Annotated in this window: 21 protein-coding genes; 7 read left to right on the top strand and 14 right to left on the bottom strand. The window is 65.9% G+C overall.

The features are described from left to right. Positions 1-71: 71 nt before the first annotated feature. Positions 72-1745: a ShlB/FhaC/HecB family hemolysin secretion/activation protein gene (locus tag LF63_RS07840; protein WP_043100838.1), complete on the top strand. Its 1674-nt coding sequence runs from the start codon at positions 72-74 to the stop codon at positions 1743-1745. A 17-nt stretch (positions 1746-1762) separates the two neighbouring features. Further along, the gene (locus LF63_RS07835; RefSeq protein WP_081945139.1) at positions 1763-2788 is read left to right on the top strand and encodes an oxygenase MpaB family protein; all 1026 of its coding nucleotides are present in this window, start codon (positions 1763-1765) and stop codon (positions 2786-2788) included. On the opposite strand, the gene thpR is transcribed toward LF63_RS07835, so the two are convergent. After that, positions 2737-3297, bottom strand: coding sequence for an RNA 2',3'-cyclic phosphodiesterase (gene thpR / locus LF63_RS07830; protein ID WP_043100836.1), 561 nt, complete (start codon positions 3295-3297; stop codon positions 2737-2739). The two genes, LF63_RS07835 and thpR, sit on opposite strands and share 52 nt — an antisense overlap. A 105-nt stretch (positions 3298-3402) precedes the next feature. Next, the gene (locus tag LF63_RS07825; RefSeq protein WP_152569283.1) at positions 3403-3987 is read right to left on the bottom strand and encodes an OmpA family protein; all 585 of its coding nucleotides are present in this window, start codon (positions 3985-3987) and stop codon (positions 3403-3405) included. 287 nt (positions 3988-4274) lie between these two features. Here LF63_RS07825 and LF63_RS07820 point away from each other — a divergent pair, with 287 nt between their 5' ends. After that, positions 4275-5852 carry an FMN-binding glutamate synthase family protein gene (locus tag LF63_RS07820; RefSeq protein ID WP_043100835.1) on the top strand — a complete coding sequence of 526 codons (1578 nt, stop codon included), beginning with the start codon at positions 4275-4277 and terminating at the stop codon, positions 5850-5852. Between the two features lies 1 nt (position 5853). Here the strand turns inward: LF63_RS07820 and LF63_RS07815 are convergent, their stop codons facing one another. The 3 genes from LF63_RS07815 to LF63_RS07805 are packed head-to-tail and all read right to left on the bottom strand — an operon-like array spanning position 5854 to position 9240. Further along, positions 5854-7410, bottom strand: coding sequence for a protein adenylyltransferase SelO (locus LF63_RS07815; RefSeq protein WP_043100833.1), 1557 nt, complete (start codon positions 7408-7410; stop codon positions 5854-5856). Positions 7411-7447: 37 nt separating this feature from the next. Further along, positions 7448-8173 (bottom strand): pseudouridine synthase, encoded by a 726-nt coding sequence (locus LF63_RS07810; RefSeq protein WP_043100831.1) that lies wholly within the window; start codon positions 8171-8173, stop codon positions 7448-7450. Beyond that, positions 8170-9240 carry a class I SAM-dependent methyltransferase gene (locus LF63_RS07805; RefSeq protein ID WP_043100829.1) on the bottom strand — a complete coding sequence of 357 codons (1071 nt, stop codon included), beginning with the start codon at positions 9238-9240 and terminating at the stop codon, positions 8170-8172. The genes LF63_RS07810 and LF63_RS07805 overlap by 4 nt, the downstream gene beginning before the upstream one ends. A 125-nt stretch (positions 9241-9365) precedes the next feature. On the opposite strand from LF63_RS07805, the gene LF63_RS07800 reads away from it, so the two are divergent. Together LF63_RS07800 and LF63_RS07795 are read left to right on the top strand one after the other, a co-directional pair. After that, positions 9366-10754, top strand: a complete 1389-nt coding sequence (locus tag LF63_RS07800) for an NfeD family protein (RefSeq protein ID WP_043100828.1) — start codon at positions 9366-9368, stop codon at positions 10752-10754. A gap of 45 nt (positions 10755-10799) precedes the next feature. Next, positions 10800-11558: a slipin family protein gene (locus LF63_RS07795; RefSeq protein ID WP_043100827.1), complete on the top strand. Its 759-nt coding sequence runs from the start codon at positions 10800-10802 to the stop codon at positions 11556-11558. Position 11559: 1 nt separating this feature from the next. Here the strand turns inward: LF63_RS07795 and LF63_RS07790 are convergent, their stop codons facing one another. Then, positions 11560-12507 (bottom strand): sulfotransferase family protein, encoded by a 948-nt coding sequence (locus tag LF63_RS07790; RefSeq protein ID WP_161782332.1) that lies wholly within the window; start codon positions 12505-12507, stop codon positions 11560-11562. A gap of 168 nt (positions 12508-12675) precedes the next feature. On the opposite strand from LF63_RS07790, the gene LF63_RS07785 reads away from it, so the two are divergent. Then, positions 12676-14163, top strand: a complete 1488-nt coding sequence (locus LF63_RS07785) for a S10 family peptidase (RefSeq protein ID WP_043100824.1) — start codon at positions 12676-12678, stop codon at positions 14161-14163. A gap of 25 nt (positions 14164-14188) precedes the next feature. Here LF63_RS07785 and LF63_RS07780 read toward each other — a convergent pair whose 3' ends face one another. The 3 genes from LF63_RS07780 to LF63_RS07770 form a co-directional block, all read right to left on the bottom strand. Then, positions 14189-14815, bottom strand: a complete 627-nt coding sequence (locus LF63_RS07780; RefSeq protein WP_081945137.1) for a putative toxin-antitoxin system toxin component, PIN family — start codon at positions 14813-14815, stop codon at positions 14189-14191. 37 nt (positions 14816-14852) lie between these two features. Continuing rightward, positions 14853-17072: a DUF5916 domain-containing protein gene (locus LF63_RS07775; RefSeq protein WP_235205290.1), complete on the bottom strand. Its 2220-nt coding sequence runs from the start codon at positions 17070-17072 to the stop codon at positions 14853-14855. A 196-nt stretch (positions 17073-17268) separates the two neighbouring features. Next, positions 17269-17928 carry a glutathione S-transferase gene (locus tag LF63_RS07770; protein ID WP_043100819.1) on the bottom strand — a complete coding sequence of 220 codons (660 nt, stop codon included), beginning with the start codon at positions 17926-17928 and terminating at the stop codon, positions 17269-17271. A gap of 156 nt (positions 17929-18084) precedes the next feature. Here LF63_RS07770 and LF63_RS07765 point away from each other — a divergent pair, with 156 nt between their 5' ends. Beyond that, a complete protein-coding gene (locus tag LF63_RS07765; RefSeq protein ID WP_043100817.1) occupies positions 18085-19023 on the top strand; it encodes an MBL fold metallo-hydrolase in 939 nt (312 codons plus the stop codon). Between the two features lie 5 nt (positions 19024-19028). Here LF63_RS07765 and LF63_RS07760 read toward each other — a convergent pair whose 3' ends face one another. The 5 genes from LF63_RS07760 to LF63_RS07740 are packed head-to-tail and all read right to left on the bottom strand — an operon-like array spanning position 19029 to position 24523. Further along, a complete protein-coding gene (locus LF63_RS07760) occupies positions 19029-19376 on the bottom strand; it encodes a tRNA-binding protein (protein ID WP_043100815.1) in 348 nt (115 codons plus the stop codon). Next, positions 19373-20665 carry an NAD(P)/FAD-dependent oxidoreductase gene (locus LF63_RS07755; RefSeq protein WP_043100813.1) on the bottom strand — a complete coding sequence of 431 codons (1293 nt, stop codon included), beginning with the start codon at positions 20663-20665 and terminating at the stop codon, positions 19373-19375. The genes LF63_RS07760 and LF63_RS07755 overlap by 4 nt, the downstream gene beginning before the upstream one ends. Positions 20666-20725: 60 nt before the next feature. Beyond that, positions 20726-21601, bottom strand: a complete 876-nt coding sequence (galU, locus tag LF63_RS07750) for a UTP--glucose-1-phosphate uridylyltransferase GalU (protein WP_043100812.1) — start codon at positions 21599-21601, stop codon at positions 20726-20728. Further along, positions 21598-23502 (bottom strand): nucleoside-diphosphate sugar epimerase/dehydratase, encoded by a 1905-nt coding sequence (locus LF63_RS07745; RefSeq protein WP_052394832.1) that lies wholly within the window; start codon positions 23500-23502, stop codon positions 21598-21600. Before LF63_RS07745 ends, galU begins: the two co-directional genes overlap by 4 nt. Further along, positions 23489-24523, bottom strand: a complete 1035-nt coding sequence (locus LF63_RS07740; RefSeq protein ID WP_043100810.1) for an MraY family glycosyltransferase — start codon at positions 24521-24523, stop codon at positions 23489-23491. Before LF63_RS07740 ends, LF63_RS07745 begins: the two co-directional genes overlap by 14 nt.

Below are 24523 nucleotides of genomic sequence, written 5' to 3'. Positions count from 1 at the left end.
CAGCAATGGCGGCCCGGCCGTGCAGCGGATGAATCAGCCGACCGACGACCCATGGACAGGGGGAACGTTCGATGAAATCCGCCTCGATCGCATCGCTGGCCTTGCTGGTCGCCACCTCCGCGCAGGCCCAGAACCGCCCGCCTCCGAGCAACCCGCTGCAGACCCTGCCGCAGGTCGAGGAGCCCAAGGTCGCGCCATCGGTGTCCGTGCATGTGCAGAGCAAGCGCAATGCACGTCTGGAAAAGCTCCTGGATCGACGCATCACGCCGAAAAAGTTCGGTGTGGCGGGTGTGCGGAGCCTGCCGTTCGAAACCGTGGCCGCCCTCTTCCGTCCGCTGCGCGGACGTAGCGTCACGGTCGGCGAGTTGCTGAAGGTCGCCAAGCAGTGCACGGCGCTGTATCGCGCGCGCGGCTATCCGCTTTCGTTCTGCTATCTGCCGGCACAGGACTTCGCGCATGGCGTTGTCCGCGTGCAGGTGGTGGAAGGATACGTCGCCGACATTCAGATCGAAGGCGATCCGGGGCCGCTGGAAGCGCAGGTCCGCGCCATCGCCGCGCACATGATCGGAGAACGTCCTCTGAAGCGATCGACGTTCGAACGTTACGTGCAGGTCCTCGGTCTGCTCCCGGGCGCGAGCGTGAAGGTGGATGCTCCGCCACCCTCGACGACCGACGGCGCGACCCGACTGAAACTGCGGGTGCAGCGCAAGCGCTACGACACCAGCGCCGGCATCGACTTCAATCATCCCGGCGTGCAAGGCGTGCTGAGCGGCACGCTGTATGCGCCGACTTCGCTGGCCGATCGGCTCAAGCTCTCGATGCTCTACCCCCGGGGGCGCGGTCATCCGACCTACTACGCCGCGCAATACGCCCTGCCCGTCTACAGTGACGGCCTCTACCTGCAGTTCGACGGTTCGCGTTACCGGGGCACGCCGGATCTCGGCGATGCGCTCCCGACAGAGCTTCGTCACCGGGTGGCGCAGGACCGAATCGACATGTCCCTTCGCTATCCGCTGCATCTGGACCATGAGCGCGCCTGGTTCCTCGATGCCGGCATCTACGGGACCGATCAATCGGATGGCTACCGCAACGTACTCAATGGCGCCGCGCTGCGCGTCGACACGCATACACGCGTGCTGCAGGGCGGGTTCGACTACCGGAAGACGACCGCCAAGCGCCAACGCAGTTTCAGCATGCGCATCGCCCGCGGGCTAGACGCTCTTGGCGCGTCATCGACCGTCATGGCCACGATCCCGGGCACGTTCGGCAACGATGTCGACCTGACGTTCACCCGGGTCCATCTGTCCTTCGTGCAGAGCGACGATTGGCGGCATCACTTCGGCAGCGTGCTGCGTCTGAGCGGTCAGTACAGTCCCGACCGGCTGCCGATTTCGGAAAAGATCACCTTCGGCGGGCCGCGGTTCGCGCATGCGTACGATCCCGGCATCGCGTCCGGCGATTCCGGCTGGGGCGCTTCGGCCGAAGCCCATCGCCGCATCGACGCGGCCCGGGCATGGCTGAAGCAACTGACGCCCTACCTGCTGACGGAGTACGCCCGCACCTATGCGCACAACACGCATCCCGACACGCTGGTCTCGGTCGCGCTGGGGCTTCGCCTGACGGACCGGAGGCATTACAGCGTGGACATATCCGTTGCAAAACCCCTGCGCGACCGCCCCGTCGGCGATGGCAGCGGCCGTCGCGGCACGCGAGCGAACCTGAGCATCGCCTACCGTTTTCCATGAGCGACAGGATGCGAGGGATGCGGCACAATGCCTTCTCCCCGTATTTCCTCGCCATGTCCGATCCGCGCGCCATTCCTGCCCTGCACCGCCCGGTCCGCGACTGGGTGCTGAAAGCCTTCCCCCGCGATCGCGGGAACGGCGTGGATTATCTGCATCCGCAGGGCGATCCCGGACTGTTCGGACCCGATTCCGTGACCTGGCGCATCCATGCCGATTTCCCCGGCATGCTGTCCGGCGGACTGTGCGCGCTGATGCTGCAGACGCTGCATCCACGTGCGCTTGCCGCGGTCTGGGACCACTCGAATTTCCGCGCCGATCTGGTCGGTCGACTGCGCCGCACGACCACCTTCGTCGGCGGCACCACCTACGCGCCTCGCGAGGCCGCGCTGCAGATGATCGAACGCGTGCGTCGGATCCACGCCGGGATCGCCGGACACACCGAAGACGGCTTGCCGTACGCCGCCGACGATCCGCATCTTCTGACCTGGGTGCACGTCACCGAGGCGTACGCGTTTCTGCAAGGCTTCCGGCGCTATGCACGCGTCACGGTGACGACATCCACCGCGGATGCCTACTACGACGAAGTGCGACGTATCGCCGAGGCACTGGGCGCACAGCAGGTGCCGACCAGCGAAGCCGCCGTGCTGGACTATATGCGGCGCATGCGTCCGGAGCTGCGCTTCGATGCCCGCTCGCGGGAGGTGCTGCGCGTGCTGGGCGGCATCCGCCTGCCGGTTCCCGCCGCGGGCCTCTCGCGCGAACTGTTCCTGCATGCGGGCGCCGCCCTGCTCCCACCGTGGGCGCAGGAGCTTATGCAGCGTTCGGGTGCGCAACGCCTGAAGGCGCATGTCGCGGCTTCGACGCTGCATGCGATGGCGCCGGTCTTCCGCAGCGCCTTGCGCGATGGCGTCGCGTCGCAGTCCTGCCGTCGCATGGGGCGTTCGCCGGAGAGTCTGAGCACCTTTCCTGCCAGCCCCGAGTCCTCAGCGTTCTACGTGGATCGGGACCGCTCGGACAATGGAAACGTCCGCAGCACACGATAGCGCACCGACGAAGTCAGCGTGCCCTGGACCAGCGCGAATGCGTCGATGCACCACGGCCATGCTGGCTTCAACGCCGCATCCGCCAGCGGCGTGCGAGCGCGTCGAAGCAGGGTCACATGCGGTACGAAAGGCGTCGTTGGCGTCGGTGCCGGAAACCCCATGTCGGCGAGCCTTGCATGCAACGCGGCATGCAAGGCGGAGAGCGTGTCGGGACACGTGGAAGCACCGAGCCAACCCACGTCCGCGCCGAAGTGACCGACACGATCCAGAATCAGCGTGCATGCGTGTGCGCGAACCGACTCCGCCGCTTCCACGATCGGTTCGATGATTTGCGGGGACACCTGCGCATGGTTTCCCAGGTAGGCCAGCGTGAGGTGATAACGCGAAGGATCGACGCGACGACCGTCCTGTGCATCCCGATTCGACAACGCCCGCTCGGCCGCTTCGCTCAGACGCGCACGCATGACCGCATCGGGCCAGACGGCAAAGAACAGGCTGTGCCGCATCATGCGGAGCGCAGGCAAATGGACGCGGATGTCACGCCGACGCGCATACGAAAACGCCCCGGCCGCGATGCGGTCCGGGGCGTTCGTTCTGCGCGGAGCGCGCTCGCGTTACGAAGTGCGGGTACCGGCAAAGTCGATCACCAGCGAAACGCGACGGTTGTCGGTGCCGGCGTCATGCGTCTTGCCCGGTTCGACCTGTCGATCGCGAGCCTCGCCGTAGCTGACCGCACGCACCTGGTTGGCGTTCATGCCGGCCGTGTTGACCAGATAATCGCGCACCGCTTCGGCACGCTTCATGCCGAGCTTCTTGTTGTACGCGGCCGAACCGGCCGGGTCGGTGAAGCCTTCGACCGTGACCACGGCATCGGAATGATGCGCGTTCATGACCTTGGCGAACTGGTCCAGCATCGCCTTGTCGCTGTCCTTGAGGTCGGCCTTGTTGAAGTCGAAGTGCGCGACGGTGTCGACACTGATGCGACCTTCCATTGCCGTGATGCGCGCGTCGTACTGCGACAGCTTCTGCTGCATGTCCTGCGACAGCGAGTTGATCTGCTGCTGCAGATCCTGATCCTTGGCCTGCAGCTTCTGGATCGCCGCATCGAAATCGGTCTTCTTCACGTAGTTCGTGCATCCGCCCAGCGCAAGCGCAGCCACGGCGGCAGCCATACACAGGCTCTTGTAGTTGAACATCATGGAATCCTCGTTGGCTTTCAGGGGAAGCACCGGCACGCATCGACGTGCGCATCCGGTGACGCTAGAAACCTACTGCAAATTCAGGTTCAGAGCCAAAGAATCGCGAACCGTGATTTCATGGACATTCAGATACCCTTTCACCGCGCACCGCCGCCTGTGACGCGCTCCACAGCTCCATTACATGAACGCTTGCGCCTGCGACAACTGGATGCTTGGGATCGTGGCTCGCTACACTGAATGGATGGCTGGGCGCATTTCTGCGTCCTTCGACACAGGGAGTTGCTTCCATGCTGCGCATGACCTTCTACGTTCTCTCGCTGCTTGCGCTGGTGGCGATCGCTGTCCTTGGAGTTTTCCATCCAGGGGCCTACTACTTCCTGCTCCTGGTGATACCGCTGATCGGCATCGGCCTCTACGACATCTTCATCGCGCGGCAGAACGTGCTCAGCAACTATCCGGTGATCGGACACCTGCGCTACATCATGGAGTTCATCAGTCCGGAAATCCGCCAGTACTTCCTGGAGAGCGACAAGAGCGGCCGTCCGTACACGCGCCAGCAGCGCGGACTGATCAAGGCGCGCGCCCACGGCAGCGAAGCCGTGCATCCGTTCGGCACCGAATACGACGTCGACGAGAGCGGCTACAACCTGGCGCTGCATTCGCTGGCCGTGAAGAAAGTGCCCGAATCGGCTGCTCGCGTGGACATCGGCGGACCGCAATGCACCCGTCCCTACAATAGCTCGCGATTGAACATCTCGGCGATGAGCTTCGGCGCGCTGAGCAACCACGCGGTGCTGGCCATGAACAAGGGCGCCAAGCTTGGCGGCTTTGCGCAGGACACCGGCGAAGGCGGCCTGACGCCCTACCACCTCGAACACGGTGCGGACGTGATCTGGGAGATCGGCTCGGGCTACTTCGGCTGTCGCACCAAGGACGGCCGCTTCGACGACGAACAGTTCCGCAAGAAGGCCTGCCAGGATCCGATCAAGATGATCGAGATCAAGTTGTCGCAGGGCGCCAAGCCCAGCCACGGCGGCGTGCTCCCCGGTTCCAAGGTCAACGCCGAGATCGCCGAAATCCGCGGCGTGCCGGAGGGCGAGGACTGCGTGTCGCCGGCCACGCATCCGGAGTTCGATACGCCACGCGGACTGCTGGCCTTCGTCGAACGCCTGCGCAAGCTCAGCGACGGCCGTCCGGTCGGTTTCAAACTGTGCGTGGGTCGGCGCAGCGAATTCCTCAGCATCTGCAAGGCGATGGTCGAGACCGGCATCACGCCGGACTTCGTCACCGTCGACGGCGCCGAGGGCGGTACCGGCGCGGCGCCGGTCGAGTATTCGGATCGGCTCGGTCTGGTGATCGACGAGGCCCTGCCCTTCGTCCACAACGCCCTGACCGGTTGCGGGCTGCGCGACAAGATCCGCATCATCGCCAGCGGCAAGATCGTCGACGGCTTCGACATGGCGCAGAAGATCGCGCTGGGCGCGGACGTGTGCAACGTGGCGCGACCGATGATGTTCGCGGTCGGCTGCATCCAGGCGCAACGCTGCCACACCAATACTTGTCCGACCGGCGTCGCCACCCAGGATGCGCGTCGCGCACGCGCCATCAACATCGACACCCGCGCCGTGCACGTCAAGCAGTACCACGCGGCCACGATCCGCAGCTTCCTCGACATCACCGGTTCGCTCGGCGCGGCGCATCCCTCGGAACTGCATCCGGAGCACTTCCTGCAGCGCCTGCCCGACCAGACGCCGCGCAGCTACGCCGACATGTTCCCCGCGCCGGACAACGGCGCGCTGCTGCGCGGGGAGATTCCCGCGGACTTTGAAAAGCCGTGGTCGAGAGCCAGCGCCGAACGGTTCTGAATCAGGAGCTGCACGAAAGCATCGAACACCCCGCGCGCTGCGCCGCCCAGGCCGGACGGCGCGCGGCGTAGACTTCGGCGCCGGCCTGCTCGGTGTAGGGATGCCGCAGCACGTCCAGCCAGTCTTCCAGCGCCTGCATGTCGCCCTGCTCGGCGCGTTCGATGGCCTGCTGCGCCAGATAGTTGCGCGGCACATAGCAGGGATTGGCCGCCAGCATGTGCTCGCGGCGCGTTGCGTCGTCCCATGCGTCCGCACGAAGACGCGCCGCATAGCGCGCAAGCCAGGACTGCATCGCCTCGTCGTGCGAGGCACGCAACGCCGCATCGTAGAACGCGGCCTCCAGCGGTTCGCACGAGGGGGCCTGCGGATCGACATCGCACAAACCGCGGAACGTAAGCGTCATGTCCATCTGTGCGCGCGCCATCAGCGTATGCAGATCCTGCAGCAAGGGCAGATCGTCGTCGCCGAAGTGCTCCAGACCGAGCTTGCGTGCGTGATGATGTCGGCTGTGGCGCGTCAGCGTATCGACATAGTGCTGCAGACCGCGCCGCAGGGCTTCGTCGTCGTCGACCACCGGCGCCAGCGCGCTGGCCAGGCAGCCCAGGTTCCAGTAGGCCACGTCCGGTTGCCGGCCGAAACGGTAGCGGCGGCGCTGCGCGTCCGTGGTGTTCGGCGTCCAGTCCGGATCGTAGGGTTCGATCCAGCCGTAGGGGCCGTAGTCGATGGTCAGACCGAGCACGGACATGTTGTCGGTGTTCATGACGCCATGCACGAAGCCCACGCGCATCCATTCGGCGATCATGCGCGCCGTTCGTGCGCAGATGTCGGCGAACCAGTCCGCGCGGCGCGCCTTGCCGCTGCCGGGCAGCTCGGGGAAATCCCGTTCGATGGTGAATTCGACCAACTGCTCCAGCAAGGCGAGATCGCCGCGCGAGGCCGGCAGCTCGAAATGGCCGAAGCGAATGAACGAAGGCGCCATGCGGCACACGATCGCGCCGGGTTCGTGCTGCGGATGGCCGTCGTAGAACATGTCGCGCACCACGCGCTCTCCGGTGCCGATCAGGCACAGCGCACGCGTGGTCGGTACGCCGAGGTGATGCATGGCCTCGCTGCACAGGAATTCGCGCAGTGACGAACGCAGCACCGCGCGGCCGTCCGCACCGCGTGAATACGGCGTGCGACCGGCGCCTTTGAGCTGCAATTCCCAGCGTTCGCCCTGGGCGTTGAGCGTCTCGCCGAGCGAGATGGCACGACCGTCGCCGAGTTGTCCGGCCCAGTGCCCGAACTGATGCCCGCCGTAGTTGCTGGCGAACGGCGCTGCACCCTCCACCCGATGCTGGCCCGAGAACAGGCCGACGAAGCCTGCATCGATATCGGTCGCATCGAGATCGATCCGCGCGGCGGCCTCCGGCGACCATGCCAGCAGTTCCGGCGCGGGCATGCGTGCGGGATCGACCCGCGAATACATGGCGTGCTCGACCACGCGCGGTCCCGTGTCGCGACTGGCGTCACCGGGAAGTTCACGCAGGAAACGATTGTCGAAGTGCAGCGGGCGCATGCGGACTCAGGGATTCAGGGAAGCAATGAACGGCCGCTCACGGCCCCAGTCGAATCGGTGCGACGGTATCGAAGATGGCATCCACGGCGTCGGCGTCGAGTCGTGTCCATGTCCCCGCTTCCAGACCGTCCAGTTCGAGGCCGCCGATGCTCTCGCGGTGCAACGCTTCGACATGATGACCGCAGGCCGCGAACATGCGGCGTACCTGATGATAGCGCCCTTCGGTCAACGTCACGCGGGCGCGTCGGGCATCGAGTGCGTCAAATCCAGCGGGGGCGAGCGCCTGCTCCTCGCCCTTCAACGCCAGATCGCCGGCCGCGAATCGCGCCGCTTCGTCGCCGCGCAGTTCCTCTGCCAACGTCGCGATGTAGCGCTTGGGCACGTGATGACGCGGCGAAATGATCCGATGCAGCAAGGCGCCGTCGTCGGTCAGCAGCAGCAGTCCACTGGTCTCGCGGTCGAGTCGTCCGACGCTGGACAGCACCGGGCGGCGCTGCAGGAAGCGCGGCGGCAGCAGATCGTAGACCAACGGTCCGGCATCGTTGTGCGAACAGGTGTAGCCGACCGGCTTGTGCAGCGCGATCACCAGACCTTGCGGCGGGTCCAGCGGTTCGCCGTCGATCCGGACCTCGGCATGCGTCATGGCATCGTCCGCGTACAGCACCTCGCCCTGCGCATCGGTGATGCGGCCTTCGCGGAACATCGCCTTGACGTCCTTGCGACTGCCGTAGCCGAGGTTGGCGATCAGACGCAGCAGCTTCATGCGCGCACCGCCTCGATGACCTTGAAACCATCGCGCTCGACGACCGTGCGAACCGATGCGAAGGCTTCGCCGAGCACGGCTTCGTACGGCAGATGCCGGTTGGCGACCATCCACAGCACGCCCTGCGGACGCAGCGCCTCGGCCGCGGCGCGGATGAACGCCTGCCCCAGTTCGGGTCGGTCGGCGCGCCCCTGGTGGAAAGGCGGGTTGCTGACGATGACGTCGTAGCGCGCAGGCAACCCTCGCGCCACGTCATGCCAATGCACGTGCACCGGCATCGTGCGCCCCAGCGCATGCATCATTTGCTCCATGTTGCGCCGCGCGGGTTCGAGCGCACGCGCCTCGGCTTCGTACAGGTCCAGCGCGGTGATGCCGGGTGCGCGTTGCAACAGTTCGACGGAAAGATACCCGTAGCCGGCGCCAAGGTCGGCCACATGCCCGCGCAACGTCGACGGCAGGTGTTCGGCAAGCAGGGCCGAGGCAACGTCGATGCGGTCCCAGGCGAACAGGCCCGGCCGACTGACGAAGCGGCCGTCGAGGATGGGTTGCGCCGCATCCAGCGCCAGCCAGGAGGACAACACCTCGGCATCGATGCGGGCGTGCTCCAGGTCGCTCCAGAACACGCGGCATTTGCTGCGCGAGCGATGCTCGATGAAGTCGGTCAGCCGCTGCAGATCGCGTTCGCCGCTGCGTGCGCCGCCCTGGTTGGGCATCGCCGCGACGATCACGCCGTCCGACTTCGTGTGCGCCACGGCATGCGCCAGCCATGCGCGTGCTTCGTCGCGCTGCTTGGGCGGCAGCACCAGCGTGAGGTCGAAGCGTTCGTCGCCGATGTCACCGATCTCGCCATGCACCGAGCGGCCGGCATCGAGCAGCGGCTGCGCCCACGGTCTGAACGATTGCACGCAGGTCCAATGACGCGCACCGGGCCAGGTGTCCAGCGCGCCGGCCTGCGCGCGCAGGAACAGCACGCGTCCGTTCGCGCGCGACGCCAGCGCCGGCTCGGCCAGCGTCTCGGCCATGGCCTGCAATGCGGCGTTCTCGTCCTGTCGAACGGTGGCGGTCATGCGTCTTTCGTGGTGACGGAAACAGGCAGGCATTCTACCGGGCCTTCCGCACTATCCGTTGTGGCGGGTGGCAGCGAGGGGAAAAGCGTCTACCATGGACCTAACTTCGCGGAAGGACCGGCCGAATGAAGTACACGCTTTGTCTGATGGCGCTGATGCTGACGGCCTGCGTGACCGCGATCGCTGTGTCCACGCCAGCGCATGCGCAGCAAGCCGACGGTCCGGGGTTCGTCGCGCAGATCGATCTCGACGGTCCCATCGGGCCGGCGGCCGCGGAATACGTCAATGACCGTTTCGCCGAGGCGCGCAGGGACGGCGCGCGGGCCATCGTGTTGCGTCTGGACACGCCAGGCGGACTGTCGGCGTCGATGCGCACGATCATCGCCGACATCCTCGCCTCGGACATCCCGGTCATCGCCTACGTGGCGCCGGGCGGCGCGCGGGCGGCTTCGGCCGGCACCTATATTCTCTATGCCAGCCATCTCGCGGCGATGGCGCCGGCCACCCATCTCGGCGCCGCCACGCCGGTCTCGCTGGGCGGCAAGACGCCGATGCCGAACCCGCTGCAGCCGGAAGCCAAACCGGCGGCATCCGCCAGCGCGCCCGCTCCCGCCGCAGGCGCGGATGCCGAAAGCAACAAAGTGCTCAACGACGCCATCGCCTACATCCGCTCGCTGGCGCAGTTGCGCGGCCGCAATGCCGCGTGGGCCGAGAAAGCCGTGCGCGGCGCAGCCACGCTGACGGCAGACGAAGCCGCGCGCGACCACGTGATCGATTTCGTCGCCCCCGACATCGCCTCGCTGCTGAAGCAGGCCGACGGCCGTCGCGTACGCCTGGGCGAGACCGATGCCGTGGTGCGCGTCGCCGGACTGCCGGTGCGCGTGTACGAACCGGGATGGCGCACGCGCTTTCTCGGCATCATCACCAACCCGACCATCGCCTATCTGCTGCTGATCGCCGGCCTCTACGGACTGCTGCTGGAAGCCTTCCACCCTGGCGCGCTGTTTCCGGGCATCGCCGGTGCGATCTGTCTGCTGATCGGTCTGTATGCCCTGCAATTGCTGCCGGTAAACTACGCCGGCCTGGCCCTGATGGCGCTCGGCGTCGGACTGGTGGTCGCCGAGGTGATCACGCCGACCGTGGGCGCACTCGGGGTGGGCGGAGTGATTGCGTTCACCGTGGGGTCGATCATGCTGTTCCACAACGACGCGCCGGGCTTCGGCGTCAACGTCGGCGTCATCGCCGGTCTCGCGCTGTGCGCCATCGTCACTCTCGGCGGCGTGCTGTGGATGGTGATGCGTTCGCGACGCGTGCAACCCTTCAACGGCGACACGCAACTGGCCGATCCACGTGGCGAGCTGCTGGAACCGCTGACGGCCGACGGCGAAGCCTGGGCGCGCATCAACGGCGAACGCTGGCGCGTGCGAAGCGAAAGTCATGTCGAGCTGCCGAACGGTGCGCATGTGCGTGCGCGGCGGCGCGACGGATTGATCCTGTGGGTCGAGGCCGACTGAAGGCAGCCCACGCAAACGACGTTTTCGTCACTCTTGGAGAATCACATGTTCGGACTTGGTGGAATCATCCTTCTGTTCGTCGTGGTGCTATTGATCTCGTCGATCAAGGTGCTGCCCGAATACCAGCGCGGCGTGGTGCTCACGCTGGGCCGCTACACCGGCACCAAGGGCCCCGGTCTGGTGATCCTGATCCCGATCGTGCAGAGCATGACCCGCGTCGATCTGCGCGTGGGCGTGATGGACGTGCCGCCGCAGGACGTGATCTCGCGCGACAACGTGTCGGTGCGCGTCAACGCGGTGGTGTACTTCCGCATCATCGAGTCGGACAAGGCCGTACTGCAGGTCGCCGATTTCTATCAGGCCACCAGCCAGTTGGCGCAGACGCGCCTGCGTTCGGTGCTGGGCCAGCATGAGCTGGACGAAATCCTGTCCGAGCGCGAATCGATCAACAAGACGTTGCAGAAGATTCTCGACGAGGCCACCGACCCCTGGGGCATCAAGATCACCGACGTCGAGATCAAGGACGTCGATCTCAACGAGACCATGGTCCGCGCCATTGCCCGCCAGGCCGAAGCCGAACGCGAACGCCGCGCCAAGGTGATTCATGCCGAGGGCGAAATGCAGGCGGCCGAGAAACTGCGCGATGCCGCGGAGATGCTGGCGCAGCAGCCGCAGGCCCTGCAGCTGCGTTATCTGCAGACGCTGGCCGACATGGCCAGCAACGGCAAGTCGACCACCATCGCCTTCCCGCTGCCGCTGGATCTGATCAAGCCGCTGATGGCGGCCTTCGACCGCAAGGACTGACTCAACCGGTTCGTGTCGTGTCCTGATCGTTCGCCGCCGCATAGGTGGAATCGGCGGCGGCGGTCAGCCACGCGTGCTGTGGTTGCGAAGCGGTAATTCGTTCCAGCGCGCCTTCATAGTCGGCCAGATGCTCGCGAATCCAGGTGCGCGTTTCCGGCCCGAAGATGCGCTCGAACTTGCGCTTTGGCGCGCGCAATTCGCCGCGCGTGGAACCCCGCTTCCAGGGCTCGTCGTTGAGGCAGGCGATGTGCTGACGATTGCGGCCGTCGCCGCCCGATGTGTCATGGTCGGGAACGCCGGTCAACGTCCGCAGCAGCGCTTGCACGTCCTCGCTGGCGGCAAACAGGCTGTCGTAGGGAAGCACCGTGTGCCGCGGATCGCCGGCCCATCGCACATGTACGCTCAGGGCGCGGTTCCAGCGCTGGACCCAGTGCGGAATGCCGCCACTGAAGACCTCGTGTTCGCTGTAGCGCATCTGCCCATCCACGGCCGAGGCCAGCACGTCTTCGCCGCGTCGCACCACGTGGATGAAGTGTGCGTCGGGAATCTGCTCCGCCAGCAGTTCCACGTAGGCCAGGTGATCGGGCGTCTTCTCGACCCAACAGCTGCAATCCCGCGCCTTGGCCGAGGCATCGAGAGCGCGCACATAAGCATGGATGTAGCTCCGCCCGCTGACATAGCGCCGTAGCCTTGGTGCCGGCGACGTCCCGAACGCTTCGTCCAGCGAGCGTTGCAGGGCGCCGTGGGTCTTGCGCTTGGCCAGCCGCACGCGCTTGCGCCATTTGGATTCGGCTACAGGGTCCTCGCACAGCCAGCGGTCGAACTGGCCGAACAGGCGGATCGCGTAATGGGTCTCGCCGAAGGACATCACACCGGGAAGCGCGGCCAGCATGGCCTGCACGATCGTGGTGCCCGAACGGGGGCATCCGACGACGAAGATCCTGCGCATGGGGGAAACGGAGGGCATAAACCTGAGAACGCATGACGACGGAAAAGGACGACATCGAAGATACCGATACGCGATGCACGCTTCCGTGCGCTCGACAGGACTTTCGACAGATGCCCGAATCGCCCGCCTGCAGTAAGTTTACCGTTTGACCCACCACGAGGAATCCCCATGCGTAGACATGGTTCCGTGTCCATGCTGCTCGGCATGGCGCTGGCAGTCTTCCTGGCCGTGCCGGCGCTGGCGGCCCCGCCGTCGAAGAAGGACGGCGACGGCATGCACCTGCCGCCCTTCCCCGCCGATGCGCACACCACGCAGGTCACGCATGTGGCCGGCAAGACGATCAAATACAACGTCACCGTCGGTTCCCTGCCGGTGCGCAACGATCAGGGCAAGAAAATCGCCGAGGTCATGTACACCGCCTATACGGTGCCCGGCGGCGACCGGCCGGTCACGTTCGCCTTCAATGGCGGTCCCGGCGCATCCTCCGTGTACCTGAACTTCGGCGCCATCGGCCCGAAGAAGATCCGCTTCGGCGACGAGGGCGACAACCCGTCCGACCGTCCGACGCTGCACGACAACCCGGGCACCTGGCTGGACTTCACCGACCTGGTGTTCATCGACCCGGTCGGCACCGGCTTCAGCCGCTCGCTGGAGCCGCAGAAGCAGACGGTCAAGGATTTCTACAGCACCGACGCCGACATCCACTACCTGTCGCGCATCGTCTACGACTGGCTGATCAAGAACGGCCGCATGACCTCGCGCAAATACCTGGTCGGCGAGAGCTACGGCGGCTTCCGCGGTCCGCGCATCACCGAGTACCTGCAGACCCAGCTCGGCGTGGCGATGAACGGCGTGGTGCTGGTGTCGCCGTATCTGGACCCGAACAGCTACAAGAATGGCGAGGTTTCGCCGCTGCCGTGGATGCTGACGCTGCCGTCGATCACCGCCGCGCATCTGGAGCGCGAGGGCAAGCTGACGCCGCAGGCGATGCAGAAGGTCATCGATTACACCCGTGGCGAATACGCGCATGCGCTGATGCTGGGCAACAGCAACCCGGCCGAGCGCGACCGGATGATTCAGCGCGTCACCGAGATGACCGGTCTGGACCCGACCTTCGTCAAGCAATCCGGCGGCCGTCTCGACACCGGCGCCTACCTGCGCGAGGTGCATCGCAGCCAGGGCAAGCTCGGCAGCGTCTACGATTCCAACCTCACCGGCTGGGATCCGTTCCCCTACGCGCCGCGCCAGAAGAGCAACGATCCGATGCTCAACGCCATCATCGCGCCGACGACCGAAGCCATGGTCAACTTCATCACGCGCACGGTGGGCTGGAAGTACGACGGCCGTTACTACGCACTGAGCTACAAGGTGAACAGCCTGTGGCACGAGGACGACGATGCCGACAGCGGTTCGGTCAAGCAACTGCGCGAAGCGGTGGCCAACGACGGCAAGCTGCGCGTGCTGATCGCGCATGGCTGGAACGACCTGTCCTGCCCGTTCATGGGGTCGATCCTGGTCGTCGACCAGATGCCGAAGATGGGCGACGCCTCGCGCGTGCAGGTGCGCGAATACCCGGGCGGTCACATGTTCTACACCCGCCCCGACAGCCAGAAGGCGTTCCGCAAGGACGTCATGGCGCTGTTCCAGGCGCACTGAGCGCCCGCATCCCGCGCCGGTCGCTTCAGGCGGCCGGCGCGTGTTCGTCCAGCCACGCCTTCGGCGGGCAGACCTCGAAAAGCCCGAGCTTGCGCAGGCGGCGCGCCAGTTTCAGAAGCGCCTTGTCCTTGCTCAGCAGGACATCTGCATCGGCCGCCAGCGCCAGTTGCAGAAACTTCTGATCGTCGGGGTCCTTGCAGCGCGGCAGCGTCTGCGCTTCATCCTCCGGCACCTCGATGCAGCGATGCACCGCATCGAACGCCTCGATGGCGCACACGCGCTGCGCCGGCCGCAGCTCGAACAGCGGATACTGCAGCACATGCAGGAATTCGTCGCGGCAAGCCGGGCTGGTGACCGCATCGCACCGCCCGCTCTCGATCAGTTCCAGCAGCGGCTTCCAGTTCGGATCGCGGAACACGTAGAGATCGAGCAGCACGTTGGTGTCCAGCACCAGTCGCGGGTGCAAGGCAGACCGATCCGTGTCGGACGCGCCTGGCGGATGACGCAGAAACCACGCTTCCAGCGCCAGATGATGGTGTTCGAGTTCATCCTCGTAGGCGTCGAGGATGCAGGGTTCGCAACCGCTGCCGCAGCAATCGGAAGGCAATGGCTTTTCCGGCGCCAGCGGGCGCGGGTCGTCTTCGATCGGCATGCGCGCATTGTACGCGCATGCCGCATCCAGGCTGACCTCACAGCTCGAAGCGGTAGGCCACCTTCACCAGAAACTGCTCGCTGTCGCGCAGGTTGAAGCTCTGGCGGAACTGCGTGCCGGTCGAGGTCAGCAGCGGTTCGAGCGCGTAGCCGCCGCGACCGTAGACGATGTACAGATTCGACAGCGGCGCCAGCTGGTAGCGATAGCGGATCTGGAACCCGAGATTGCGCAAGCTGAAGTCGTCGATCGGCGTCGCATCCGGATGCGCGCGCATGTCCGCGCCGACCTGATACGCTTGCCGCATGCGCGCATTGAGGCCGAGCGCCTGCAGGCGCACACGCAGTTCCTGCCGTTCGCTCAGATTCCAGTTCAGCGCCGCATCCAGCTCCAGGGTGCGGCCGTCGAAGCTGCCGACGAGATTGTCGCGCTGCCAGATCAGCCAGTTCGGCTGGTAGGTGTAGGACACGCCGGGCGTGAAACTCAGCGCATCGCTGAAGTAGTAGGTCGGCAGCACCTCGATCTCATAGCCGATGCGTTTGAGTCCGGTGAGGTCGTTGCCACTGACGTTGGCCGAAAGGTCCCAACCCCAGGCGCCGCGGCGCGGCAGCGTGCGCTCGGCGAACAGCGTCGCGTTGGCATGCGTGCGCAGCGCATGGTTGCCGCGCGTGAGCAGATCGTCGTGCCCGGAGGCATCGAGGTTGAGCTGCAGGTAGTCGGTGCCGCCGTCGCGCCGCTCGTTGCGGCTGATGACACGGAATTGCCGCTGTAGCGTCAGCCCCTGGTCGTTGTTCATGCCGATGATGCGCCAGCGCCATTCGTGCGAGGCATACGTGGAATCCGCCGGCAAGTCGGTGAAACGGCGTCGGACTTCCCAGTGGACGTAATTCAGGTTGTTTCGCGGAAGATATCCAAAATCATTGATATCCAATGTTTTTCCGAAATGCATCGCGATCCATTGCTGGGTCCATCGCGGATTCATCTCGTACTGGATGATGGTGCTTCCACCACTGCCGTGCAGGGTCGTGCCACGCTGCTGGATGGTGTCGCCGACGACGTTGCTGGTCACCGTGAGCTTCGCGTTCGGCTGCCAGATGTGGTCGATGCCGAGCACGGTGGCGTCGCGGTCGAGGAACGGATGGTCGACCCGCGTCAGCAGCGCACCGAGTGTCTGCGTCTGGAAATGATGGCTCACGCGTACGGCATCGAAGGTGCGACCGGCGGCGCCGCTCTCCTGCGCCGACAGCACGCCGTAGTTGGTATCGCCGATGCTGCCGTTGAGCTTCAACGCACCGGTGATGTCGGCCGGACCGCTGCCGTCGTCGGCCGGACCGCCCACGCGGCGCGTGTAGATCAGCTGACTGTTGTCGATCAGCAGACCGAAGTCGAAGATGCCCTGGTTCTCGGTGAAGAACGGACGCTTGTCGCTGAAGAAGGTTTCCTCGGCGCCGAAATTGACCACCAGATCGTCGCTTTCCACCTGGCCGAAATCCGGGTTCACCGTGGCCGTCAGCTGAGTCTGTCCGTTCGGTTTCCAGAACAGGTCCGCACCGGTCTTGAAGCTGCTGCCACCGTGGACCTGATCGTGCACCGCCGACACGTATGGCGTCACCGCCAGCAACGACTGGGTGTAGGACGGCAACGTCACCTTGCGGAAATCGGACAGAAAACGCGCCCGCATGAAGCTTGCCGTCGGCCAAGCCATGCGTTCGCCGGTCGAACCGACCACACGATCGAGATACAAGCCGATGGTGCGCTTGCCGCCATGCGCGCGGCGCATCGGCGCGATGTACCACGGGATCAGTATTTCCACGCTCCAGCCCTGCGCATCCTCGCTGACCGCATGCTTCCAGTCGCCATCCCAGTCCTTGTTGAAGCTGGACTCGTTGGTGATGACTTCGTCGATCACGCTGCCCGAAAGCGCCACGGTGAAGTCGTAGCCGGTACGGCCGTCGCCGTCGAAATCGACCATGACGTTGACGCGATCGACCAGCGCCTCCTCGTCGCGACGCGTGCGCTGGTGCGTGCGCGTCACGCCTGCCGGCTGGGCGAGGCGAAAGGCCACGGCCAGGCCCTTCGGCGTCGACATCACCCAGGCTTCGGTGGGCAGCGAACCGGGCTTGCCGCTGAGCGGCTGCACATCGCGGAAATCCGTGATGTGACGCGCACCCGCCCATTCGCCCGGCGTGATGTGGCCGTCGATAGTCACCTGCGCGCAGGCGGAGAACGCTGCAAGGCTCAGCGCAAGCAGCAACAGCATGCGCGCACATGCACGCCGGACGGGATGTCGATTCATAGGCATACCGGGCACAACCATCGAGGGGATGTGCGAAGTCTAGGGTGCCCGTGCCGTGCCGCCGACTGGCAGAGGTCATGCCAACCTTTTGTGCGCTGCACGCATCCGATACGCGGCGACATGCATCCGGCGATGCCGCATGTGTTGCGGCGCGTGCGCTTCAGACCGGCGTTTCCGCCTCGATGCGCGCCAGGGCGCGGCGGTAGGCGGGGCGTGCCTGGATGCGCTGCAGGAAATGCTCGATCCCCGGCATGGCCAGATCGATGTCCTTGCGCATGGCCAAGGCCTGCAGCGGAGTACTCATCTGGATGTCGGCCGCCGTGAAAGCGTCACCCGCGAACCACTCCCCCGCCGTCAGCGTCTGCTCCACCCACCGCACGTTGTTCTCCAGGCTCGGCTGCAGATAGCCGCGCCGGACACGGCCTGAAATCGCGCGCGCCAGCGGCCGCACCGGCCACGGGGCGCGATCGATGCGGTCGAACACCAGGCCCATGACCAGGTACGGCATCAGCGACCCTTCCGCGTAGTGCATCCAGTAGGTGTAGTCGCGATGTGGCGGCGTCCCCGCCGGCGGTATCAAGGCTTGGCTGCCCTCGCCTTGCAGCAGGTAGTCGATGATCGCACCGGACTCGGCGAGGGTGAACGCGCCGTCCGTGATCACCGGCGCCTTGCCCAGCGGGTGCACCTGGCGCAGCGCGGCTGGCGCAAGTCCGGAGGCCGTGCGCGCATAGCGCTGCACGGCATAGTCGACGCCGAGCTCTTCGAGCAGCCAGACGATGCGCAGAGAGCGCGAGGTGTCCAGATGATGCACCGTAATCATGGGTGTTCCTTGTTGGCGTAACGCGCCGCGTGCGCAGAGGCGATCGCGCCACGGTAACAGCAAGCGAGGTCGACGATGAACCCGTGCATCCGCTGAAGTCCCGCCGCGCGATGCGCTACCGTAGTCGTCGTCCCTATCCATCGGAACCTTCGCGTCATGCAACCCGAGCACGGCATCCACACCATCGACACCGGCTTCCATCGACCCCGTTTCGACGCCGCCTACCTGCTGGTCGAGAACGGCCGCGGCGCGTTCATCGACTGCGGCACCAACCACTCGGTGCCGCGCATGCTCGACGCGCTGAAACATGCGCAGCTGGAACCGGAGCAGGTCGACTTCCTGATCCTCACGCACGTGCATCTGGACCATGCCGGCGGCGCGGGCGAACTGATGGCCCGATTGCCGCAGGCGAAGCTGGTGGTGCACCCTCGCGGCGCACGGCACATGATCGATCCGAGCAAGCTGTGGGCCGGCGCCAGTGCGGTCTACGGCGAAGCCGTGATGGAACGCGACTACGGACGATTGCGGCCCGTGCCGTCCGAGCGTGTGATCGAAGCCGAGGATGGCTATGTGGTGGAGTTCGCGGGCCGCCCGCTAATGTGTCTGGACACGCCCGGACACGCACGGCACCACAACGCCGTGTGGGATCCGCACAGCCGCAGTTGCTTCACCGGCGACACCTTCGGGCTTTCGTACCGCGATTTCGACACCGAAGCCGGCCCGTTCATCCTGCCAACGACCTCGCCGGTCCAGTTCGATCCGGAAGCGCTGCATGCCTCCATCGCGCGTCTGCTCGCGTTGCAGCCGCAGGTCATGTATCCGACGCACTTCGGGCGCATCGAGGACGTCGCCCGACTGGCGCACGACCTGCACGAGCAGATCGACGCGATGGTCGCGATCGCCCTGGCCTGCGACGGCCGCGACGACCGTCACCAGGCGCTGACGGAGGCTTTCGCCGAGCTGTACGCGCGTCGTCTCGCGCGGCATGGATGGACCGGCAACCGCGCACAGTTGCAAACGCTGCTCGGCGTCGACATCGAACTCAACGCACAGGGACTGGAAGTCTGGCTGGACCGTCGCCAGCGCGAGGCCTGATACGCTCAGGACATGCGCGTGCCGTTGGGCACCGGTCGCTCCAGCGTGGTGACGACAACGCCGGCCTCGGTCTCGAACCCGGTCAGCAGGAACTGCGACCGCACTGGACCGATCTGCTTTTCCGGAAAGTTGATGACGCCGACGATCTGCCGCCCGACCAGTTCTTCCGGCGCGTACAGCGCCGTGATCTGGGCGCTGGTCTTCTTCTCGCCGTAGGGTCCGAAATCGACCCACACGCGATAGGCCGGCTTGCGCGCCTCGGGAAACGGCTCCACGCGGGTCACGGTACCGGCCACCAGCAGCACGCGCTGGAAATCCACCCACTCGATGGTGTCGATGTCGTTCGTGGTCATCGTCGCTCCCGCAGGTCCTTCCATGCATCGCGCAGCTGCAGCCACCAGTAGCTGCCCTGCGCGGCAAGATAACCCAGCGGCCGCCACGCCGACACCAGTCCGTAGCGCTGGAACGTCTGCCAGTCGCGATCGTCGCCGGCCATCGCCGCCGCCAGCAGTTCGCCGGCCACGCAGGTCGGCGCCAGACCGTGACCGCCGAAGGCCTGCGCCCACCACAGCCCCTGTCCGTCGCCGCCAATCTGCGGCATCTCGTGTCGTGCGTAGCTCATCAGGCCCGACCAGGCAAAATCGATGCGCGCATGCGCAAGCTGCGGATAGACGCGTGTCAGATCCCGACGCAGCAGTTTCTTTACCGCCTCCGCCGAACGGTTGCGCACGGAGATGCGCCCGCCCCACAGCAGACGATCCTGCGGCAGCTTGCGGTAGTAGTCGAAGGCGAAGCGCGTGTCGTACACGGCGCTCTGCGTGGCGATGGTCTCGTGCAGACGCGCACCGAGCGGCTCGGTCACCATCACGTAGGTCGCGATCGGCAGCACCGCGCGATCCACGCGCGCATGCAGACCGGCCAGATACCCCCCGCAGGCCAGCACGACCTGCTCGGCCTGCACTTCTCCCTCCGCCGTGCGCACGATCCAGCCGGATCCGTCGCGAACCAGCGACTGGGCGCGACTGTGCTCGAAAAGGTTCACGCCCTTGTCCGTCGCAGCCTTCGCCAATCCCTGCGCGTACTTGAGCGGGTGCAGGTGCAGCGCGTTGCGCTCGAACAAGGCATCCGTGTACCGCCGCGTATGCAGTTGCTCGCGCAGCACGGCTTGCGGCACCCAGCTCCATTCGGTATCGAAATGCTTCGCCAGCAGGCGTTGACGCTCCAGCAGCACGCCGGGATCGCTGAACCAGTTCGCCCACAGCACGCCGGCATCGGTGACGTCGCAGTCGATGTCGTAGACGGAAATGCGTCGTCGGATGCGCCGCACGGCATCGACCGTGCGCAGGAAGAGCGTCTTCGCGGCATCGGCGCCGAGCTGGTCGAGCAGACTGCGTTCGCCGAGCGAGTAACCGGCGAACACGAAGCCGCCGTTGCGACCGGAGGCGCCGAAGCCGATGCGCTCGGCTTCCAGCAGACACACATCCTGCACGCCGCGTTCGGCCAGGCCCAGCGCCGTATTGAGTCCAGCGAAGCCGCCGCCGATGATGACCACGCGCGCGCTTCGCCGGCCGCGCAGTGGCGCACGCGGAGGAGCGTTCGCCGTCGTGGCGCGGTAGTAGGACAGGCTTGCGTCTTCACTCATGTCGGCATGCCTCGCGCGGATACCGTTCGACCGCATGGCGCGTCGCCGCGCGACGAACGCTCAGCGAGCGGCAAACGCTTCGTGGACCGCAGGCGCGAGCTCGGGATCGCGCAGCGCCAGATGCATCGTGGCGCGAACCAGACCCCGCTTGTTGCCGCAGTCGAAGCGTTGTCCCGCGAACCGGTAGGCCAGGACACTCTGCTCCTGCAACAGCGCCTCGATAGCGTCGGTCAGCTGGATCTCGCCGCCGCTGCCGGGCCGGGTCTTTTCCAGCAACGCGAAGATGCGGCCGGGCAGCACGTAGCGGCCGACCACGCCGAGATTGCTGGGCGCTTCCTCAGGCTTCGGTTTCTCGACCATGTGACGAATCTTCGACGCATGCGCGTCGATCTCGTCGCCGGTCGCGACGATGCCGTACTTGTGCGTCTGATCGTGCGGCACTTCCTCCACCGCGATCACGCCGGCGTCGTGCGTCAGTGCGGCCTCGGCCATCTGTCCGAGCGCGCCCGCGCCTTCTTCGTTGAGGATTAGGTCGTCCGGAAGCATGACGCCGAACGGCTCGTCGCCGACGACCGGCTTGGCGCAGAGCACCGCGTGACCCAGACCGAGCGCTTCCGGCTGCGTCACGAAGATCGCGCGCACATGCGAAGGCAGCGTGCTGCGCACCTGCGCCAGCAGCGTCTCCTTGCCCTTCTCCGCCAGCTTGGCCTCCAGCTCGTAGGCCTTGTCGAAGTAGTCGGCGATGGCGTGCTTGTAGCGGTTGGTGACGAAGATCAGCGTGTCGGCGCCGGCCTCGACCGCCTCGTCGACGGCGTACTGGATCAGCGGACGGTCCAGCACCGGCAGCATCTCCTTGGCCACGACCTTGGTCGCGGGGAGAAAGCGCGTACCCAGACCGGCGACGGGAAAGACGACTTTGCGCAAACGCTTGCTCATGCGGCTCCTTCATGTTCGGTGGGGTGCAACGGCACGACGTTGTCGGACGACGGCGACTCGTTCCAGCGGAATTCCGGCAGCAGGCGCGAGATCTGTTCCTGCATTGCGGTCTCGTCGCACTGCGCCACGGATTGTTCGAGCTGATCCAGCTGCGCGCCGAGCAGCTCCCACGCGACCTCGCGCGAACGCGCCAGGAAGATCTTGGCGTGCGTGGTCGCGCTGTATTCCTCGCGCGCGTGAAACAACTCCTCGAACAGTTTCTCGCCGGGACGCAGTCCGGTGAAGACGATGGGAATGTCCACGCCCGGCTGCTTGCCGGCCAGGCGGATCATCTGCTCGGCCAGATCGCGGATGCGGATCGGCTCGCCCATGTCGAGCGCGAAGATTTCGCCGCCCTGCCCCAGCGCCGAGGCCTGCAGGATCAGCTGGCAGGCTTCCGGAATGGTCATGAAGTAGCGCGAAATCTCCGGGTGCGTGACCGTGACCGGCCCTTCCTTGGCGATCTGCTCGCGGAACAGCGGCACGACCGATCCGGCCGAGTCGAGCACGTTGCCGAAGCGCACGGTGACGAAATGCGTGCGCCGGGACTTGCGCGAAAAGTTCTGGCAGAAAATTTCCGCCACGCGCTTGCACGCCCCCATCACGCTGGTCGGATTGACGGCCTTGTCGGTCGAGATCAGCACGAAATGATCGACGCCGCAGCGATCCGCTGCCTCGGCCACCACGCGCGTGGTCAGCACGTTGTTGCGCACCGCTTCGCGCACCTGCCGCTGCAGCAGCGGCACATGCTTGTAGGCGGCTGCGTGGAACACGATTTTCGGGCGGTGCTTCTCGAACAGCGCGTTGACGACCGGGCGGTCGCCGGCATCCACCAGCAGCGCATGCAGCACCAGCTCGGGATACTGCGCGCTGAGTTCACGCTCGATGCGATACAGGTTGTATTCGCAGCTCTCCACGATCACCAGTTCGCCGGCGCCCAGACGGGCGACCTGACGGCACAGTTCGGAACCGATCGAACCGCCGCCGCCGGTGACCAGCACGGCGTGCCCGCTGATGCTGGTGCGGATCGCGGTCCAGTCCAGCTGCACGCTGTCGCGGCCCAGCAGATCCTCGATCGCGACGTCCTTGATCTGATTGAACTGTGCGCGACCGGCGACCACATCGTCCAGACGCGGCACCGTGCGGAACGGCACGCCGCTGGCCTGACACAGCTCGACCACGCGCCGCATCTGCGCCGTGCTCGCGCCCGGCTGCGCGATCAGCAGCATCTCGGCGGCCACTTCTCCGGCCAGCGCCGGCAGCTGTTCGATGCGACCCAGCACGGGCACCCCGTGCACGCGCGCGCCGCGCAGCGAAGCGTCGTCGTCGACGAAACCGACCAGTTGATAGCGGCTGTCCCGGCGCAGATCGCGCGCCAGCGTCTCGCCGGCGCGACCGGCGCCGATGATCAACACACGTTGACTCTGCCGGTTCGCGAACAAGTCCAGTCGACTGTCCTTCCAGAATCGATAGGTCAGACGCGGGCCGCCCAGCAGCACCGACAGCGTGATCGGGTACAGCACGAAGACCGAACGCGGCACACCGGCAAGACGGTTGTAGAGGAACAGCATCAGGCCGATGCCAAGGGTGCCGACGACCGCCGCGCGCGCGATGTTCCAGAGATCCGGCAGACTGGCGAAACGCCACAGCCCCTTGTACAGCCCGGTCCAGGCGAAGACGCCGCCCTGCACGACCAGCACGAGCGGGAATTCCAGCGGCAGGAAGTCCGCATGCCCGGTGGTGTGCACCAGCACGTAGCGAAGTGCCTTGGCCAGCCACCAGGCCAGCGCGACCATGACCAGGTCGTGCAGCACCACGGCCAGCCGGGGGTGAATCACGCCGATCAGACTACGCGGGTGCACGAGACGCTCTCCTTGCCACGCGGCGCAGACAGAAACGGCGTGCCGACCACCAGACGATCATGGTCAGCGCATAGGCTGCGACGCAGAGCCACAAGCCGATCGACGGCTCGCGCGCCGCCAGCCAAGCCAGCGGGGCAACGATTGCCAGGTTGTATATCAGATAGAGCCATCCGGTTCGTCCGTGGGAAAATCCGCTGCGCACCAGCCATTGGTACAGATGCTCGCGATGTGCAGTGTACCAACGCTTCCCGCGAAGCATGCGGGCGGCCAGCGTCATGCCGGCATCGGTCATGAAAACGGCGTGCACGATCAGGATCGGCCATAGTGCGGCGATGTCTTCACGGCACCATAACGCGGCGAGCATGAACACCAGCAAGCCGGCGCTTCCGCTGCCGACATCGCCCATGAAGATGCGCGCCGGCGGAAGATTGAAGGCGAGAAATCCGGTGGCTGCCGCCGACAGGCCGAGGTTGAGCATGGCCAGATCGGGCCAGCCCTGCAGCGTGCACAAGCCGGCCGACAGCAGCCCCACGAACACCAGCTGCACGCCTAGCATGCCGTCGCTGCCGTCCATGAAGTTGTGCAGGTTGATGCTCCAGGCCGCCGCCAGCACCAGCGGCGCCAGCCACCAAAGCAACCATCCTGTCATCAGGATCAACGGCACGCAGAACAAAAGAGCGGCCACCAGGTGGATGGCCAGCCGCGGCCATGCCGGCAAGTCCCGGTGATCGTCCATCCAGCCGATCAGCGCGACCAGAAACAGCGCCGCCAGGAAGACGACCGTCAACAGCGCAGGCTGCGTGAACACCAGCACAGGCGCCATGCCGAGCGCGGCGCCCATGGTCAGTCCCAGTCCGCCGCCGCGCGGCGTCGGCATCGTGTGCGAACGACGCTGTCCGGGGTGATCGAGCATGCCGCGGCGGCGTGCGTAGTCGACCATGAAGCCAGTCGCCAGCATGGACGCCAGCATCGCCACCAGCACGGATACGGTCGCCAGGGCGAGCAGATGCAGATCCATCAT

It is taken from the genome of Oleiagrimonas soli, from assembly GCF_000761445.1.
In the GTDB taxonomy this organism is placed as follows: Bacteria; Pseudomonadota; Gammaproteobacteria; order Xanthomonadales; family Rhodanobacteraceae; genus Oleiagrimonas; species Oleiagrimonas soli.
Note: the sequence above shows the minus strand (reverse complement) of the source record. Positions and strands in the feature narration are given on the sequence as shown.

Excerpts from the sequence above, each read along its gene's own strand:
- LF63_RS07775 (WP_235205290.1), bottom strand. The coding sequence starts at position 17,072 with ATGCTGTTGCTGCTTGCGCTGAGCCTTGCAGCGTTCTCCGCCTGCGCG.
- LF63_RS07785 (WP_043100824.1), top strand. The coding sequence starts at position 12,676 with ATGCGTAGACATGGTTCCGTGTCCATGCTGCTCGGCATGGCGCTGGCA.
- galU (WP_043100812.1), bottom strand. The coding sequence starts at position 21,601 with ATGAGCAAGCGTTTGCGCAAAGTCGTCTTTCCCGTCGCCGGTCTGGGT.
- LF63_RS07790 (WP_161782332.1), bottom strand. The coding sequence starts at position 12,507 with ATGCGCAGGATCTTCGTCGTCGGATGCCCCCGTTCGGGCACCACGATC.
- LF63_RS07780 (WP_081945137.1), bottom strand. The coding sequence starts at position 14,815 with ATGCCGATCGAAGACGACCCGCGCCCGCTGGCGCCGGAAAAGCCATTG.
- LF63_RS07760 (WP_043100815.1), bottom strand. The coding sequence starts at position 19,376 with ATGACCACGAACGACATCGACACCATCGAGTGGGTGGATTTCCAGCGC.
- LF63_RS07770 (WP_043100819.1), bottom strand. The coding sequence starts at position 17,928 with ATGATTACGGTGCATCATCTGGACACCTCGCGCTCTCTGCGCATCGTC.
- LF63_RS07835 (WP_081945139.1), top strand. The coding sequence starts at position 1,763 with ATGCGGCACAATGCCTTCTCCCCGTATTTCCTCGCCATGTCCGATCCG.
- LF63_RS07820 (WP_043100835.1), top strand. The coding sequence starts at position 4,275 with ATGCTGCGCATGACCTTCTACGTTCTCTCGCTGCTTGCGCTGGTGGCG.
- LF63_RS07825 (WP_152569283.1), bottom strand. The coding sequence starts at position 3,987 with ATGATGTTCAACTACAAGAGCCTGTGTATGGCTGCCGCCGTGGCTGCG.
- LF63_RS07815 (WP_043100833.1), bottom strand. The coding sequence starts at position 7,410 with ATGCGCCCGCTGCACTTCGACAATCGTTTCCTGCGTGAACTTCCCGGT.
- LF63_RS07795 (WP_043100827.1), top strand. The coding sequence starts at position 10,800 with ATGTTCGGACTTGGTGGAATCATCCTTCTGTTCGTCGTGGTGCTATTG.
- LF63_RS07765 (WP_043100817.1), top strand. The coding sequence starts at position 18,085 with ATGCAACCCGAGCACGGCATCCACACCATCGACACCGGCTTCCATCGA.
- LF63_RS07800 (WP_043100828.1), top strand. The coding sequence starts at position 9,366 with ATGAAGTACACGCTTTGTCTGATGGCGCTGATGCTGACGGCCTGCGTG.
- LF63_RS07810 (WP_043100831.1), bottom strand. The coding sequence starts at position 8,173 with ATGAAGCTGCTGCGTCTGATCGCCAACCTCGGCTACGGCAGTCGCAAG.
- LF63_RS07740 (WP_043100810.1), bottom strand. The coding sequence starts at position 24,523 with ATGATGGATCTGCATCTGCTCGCCCTGGCGACCGTATCCGTGCTGGTG.
- LF63_RS07755 (WP_043100813.1), bottom strand. The coding sequence starts at position 20,665 with ATGAGTGAAGACGCAAGCCTGTCCTACTACCGCGCCACGACGGCGAAC.
- LF63_RS07805 (WP_043100829.1), bottom strand. The coding sequence starts at position 9,240 with ATGACCGCCACCGTTCGACAGGACGAGAACGCCGCATTGCAGGCCATG.
- LF63_RS07840 (WP_043100838.1), top strand. The coding sequence starts at position 72 with ATGAAATCCGCCTCGATCGCATCGCTGGCCTTGCTGGTCGCCACCTCC.
- thpR (WP_043100836.1), bottom strand. The coding sequence starts at position 3,297 with ATGATGCGGCACAGCCTGTTCTTTGCCGTCTGGCCCGATGCGGTCATG.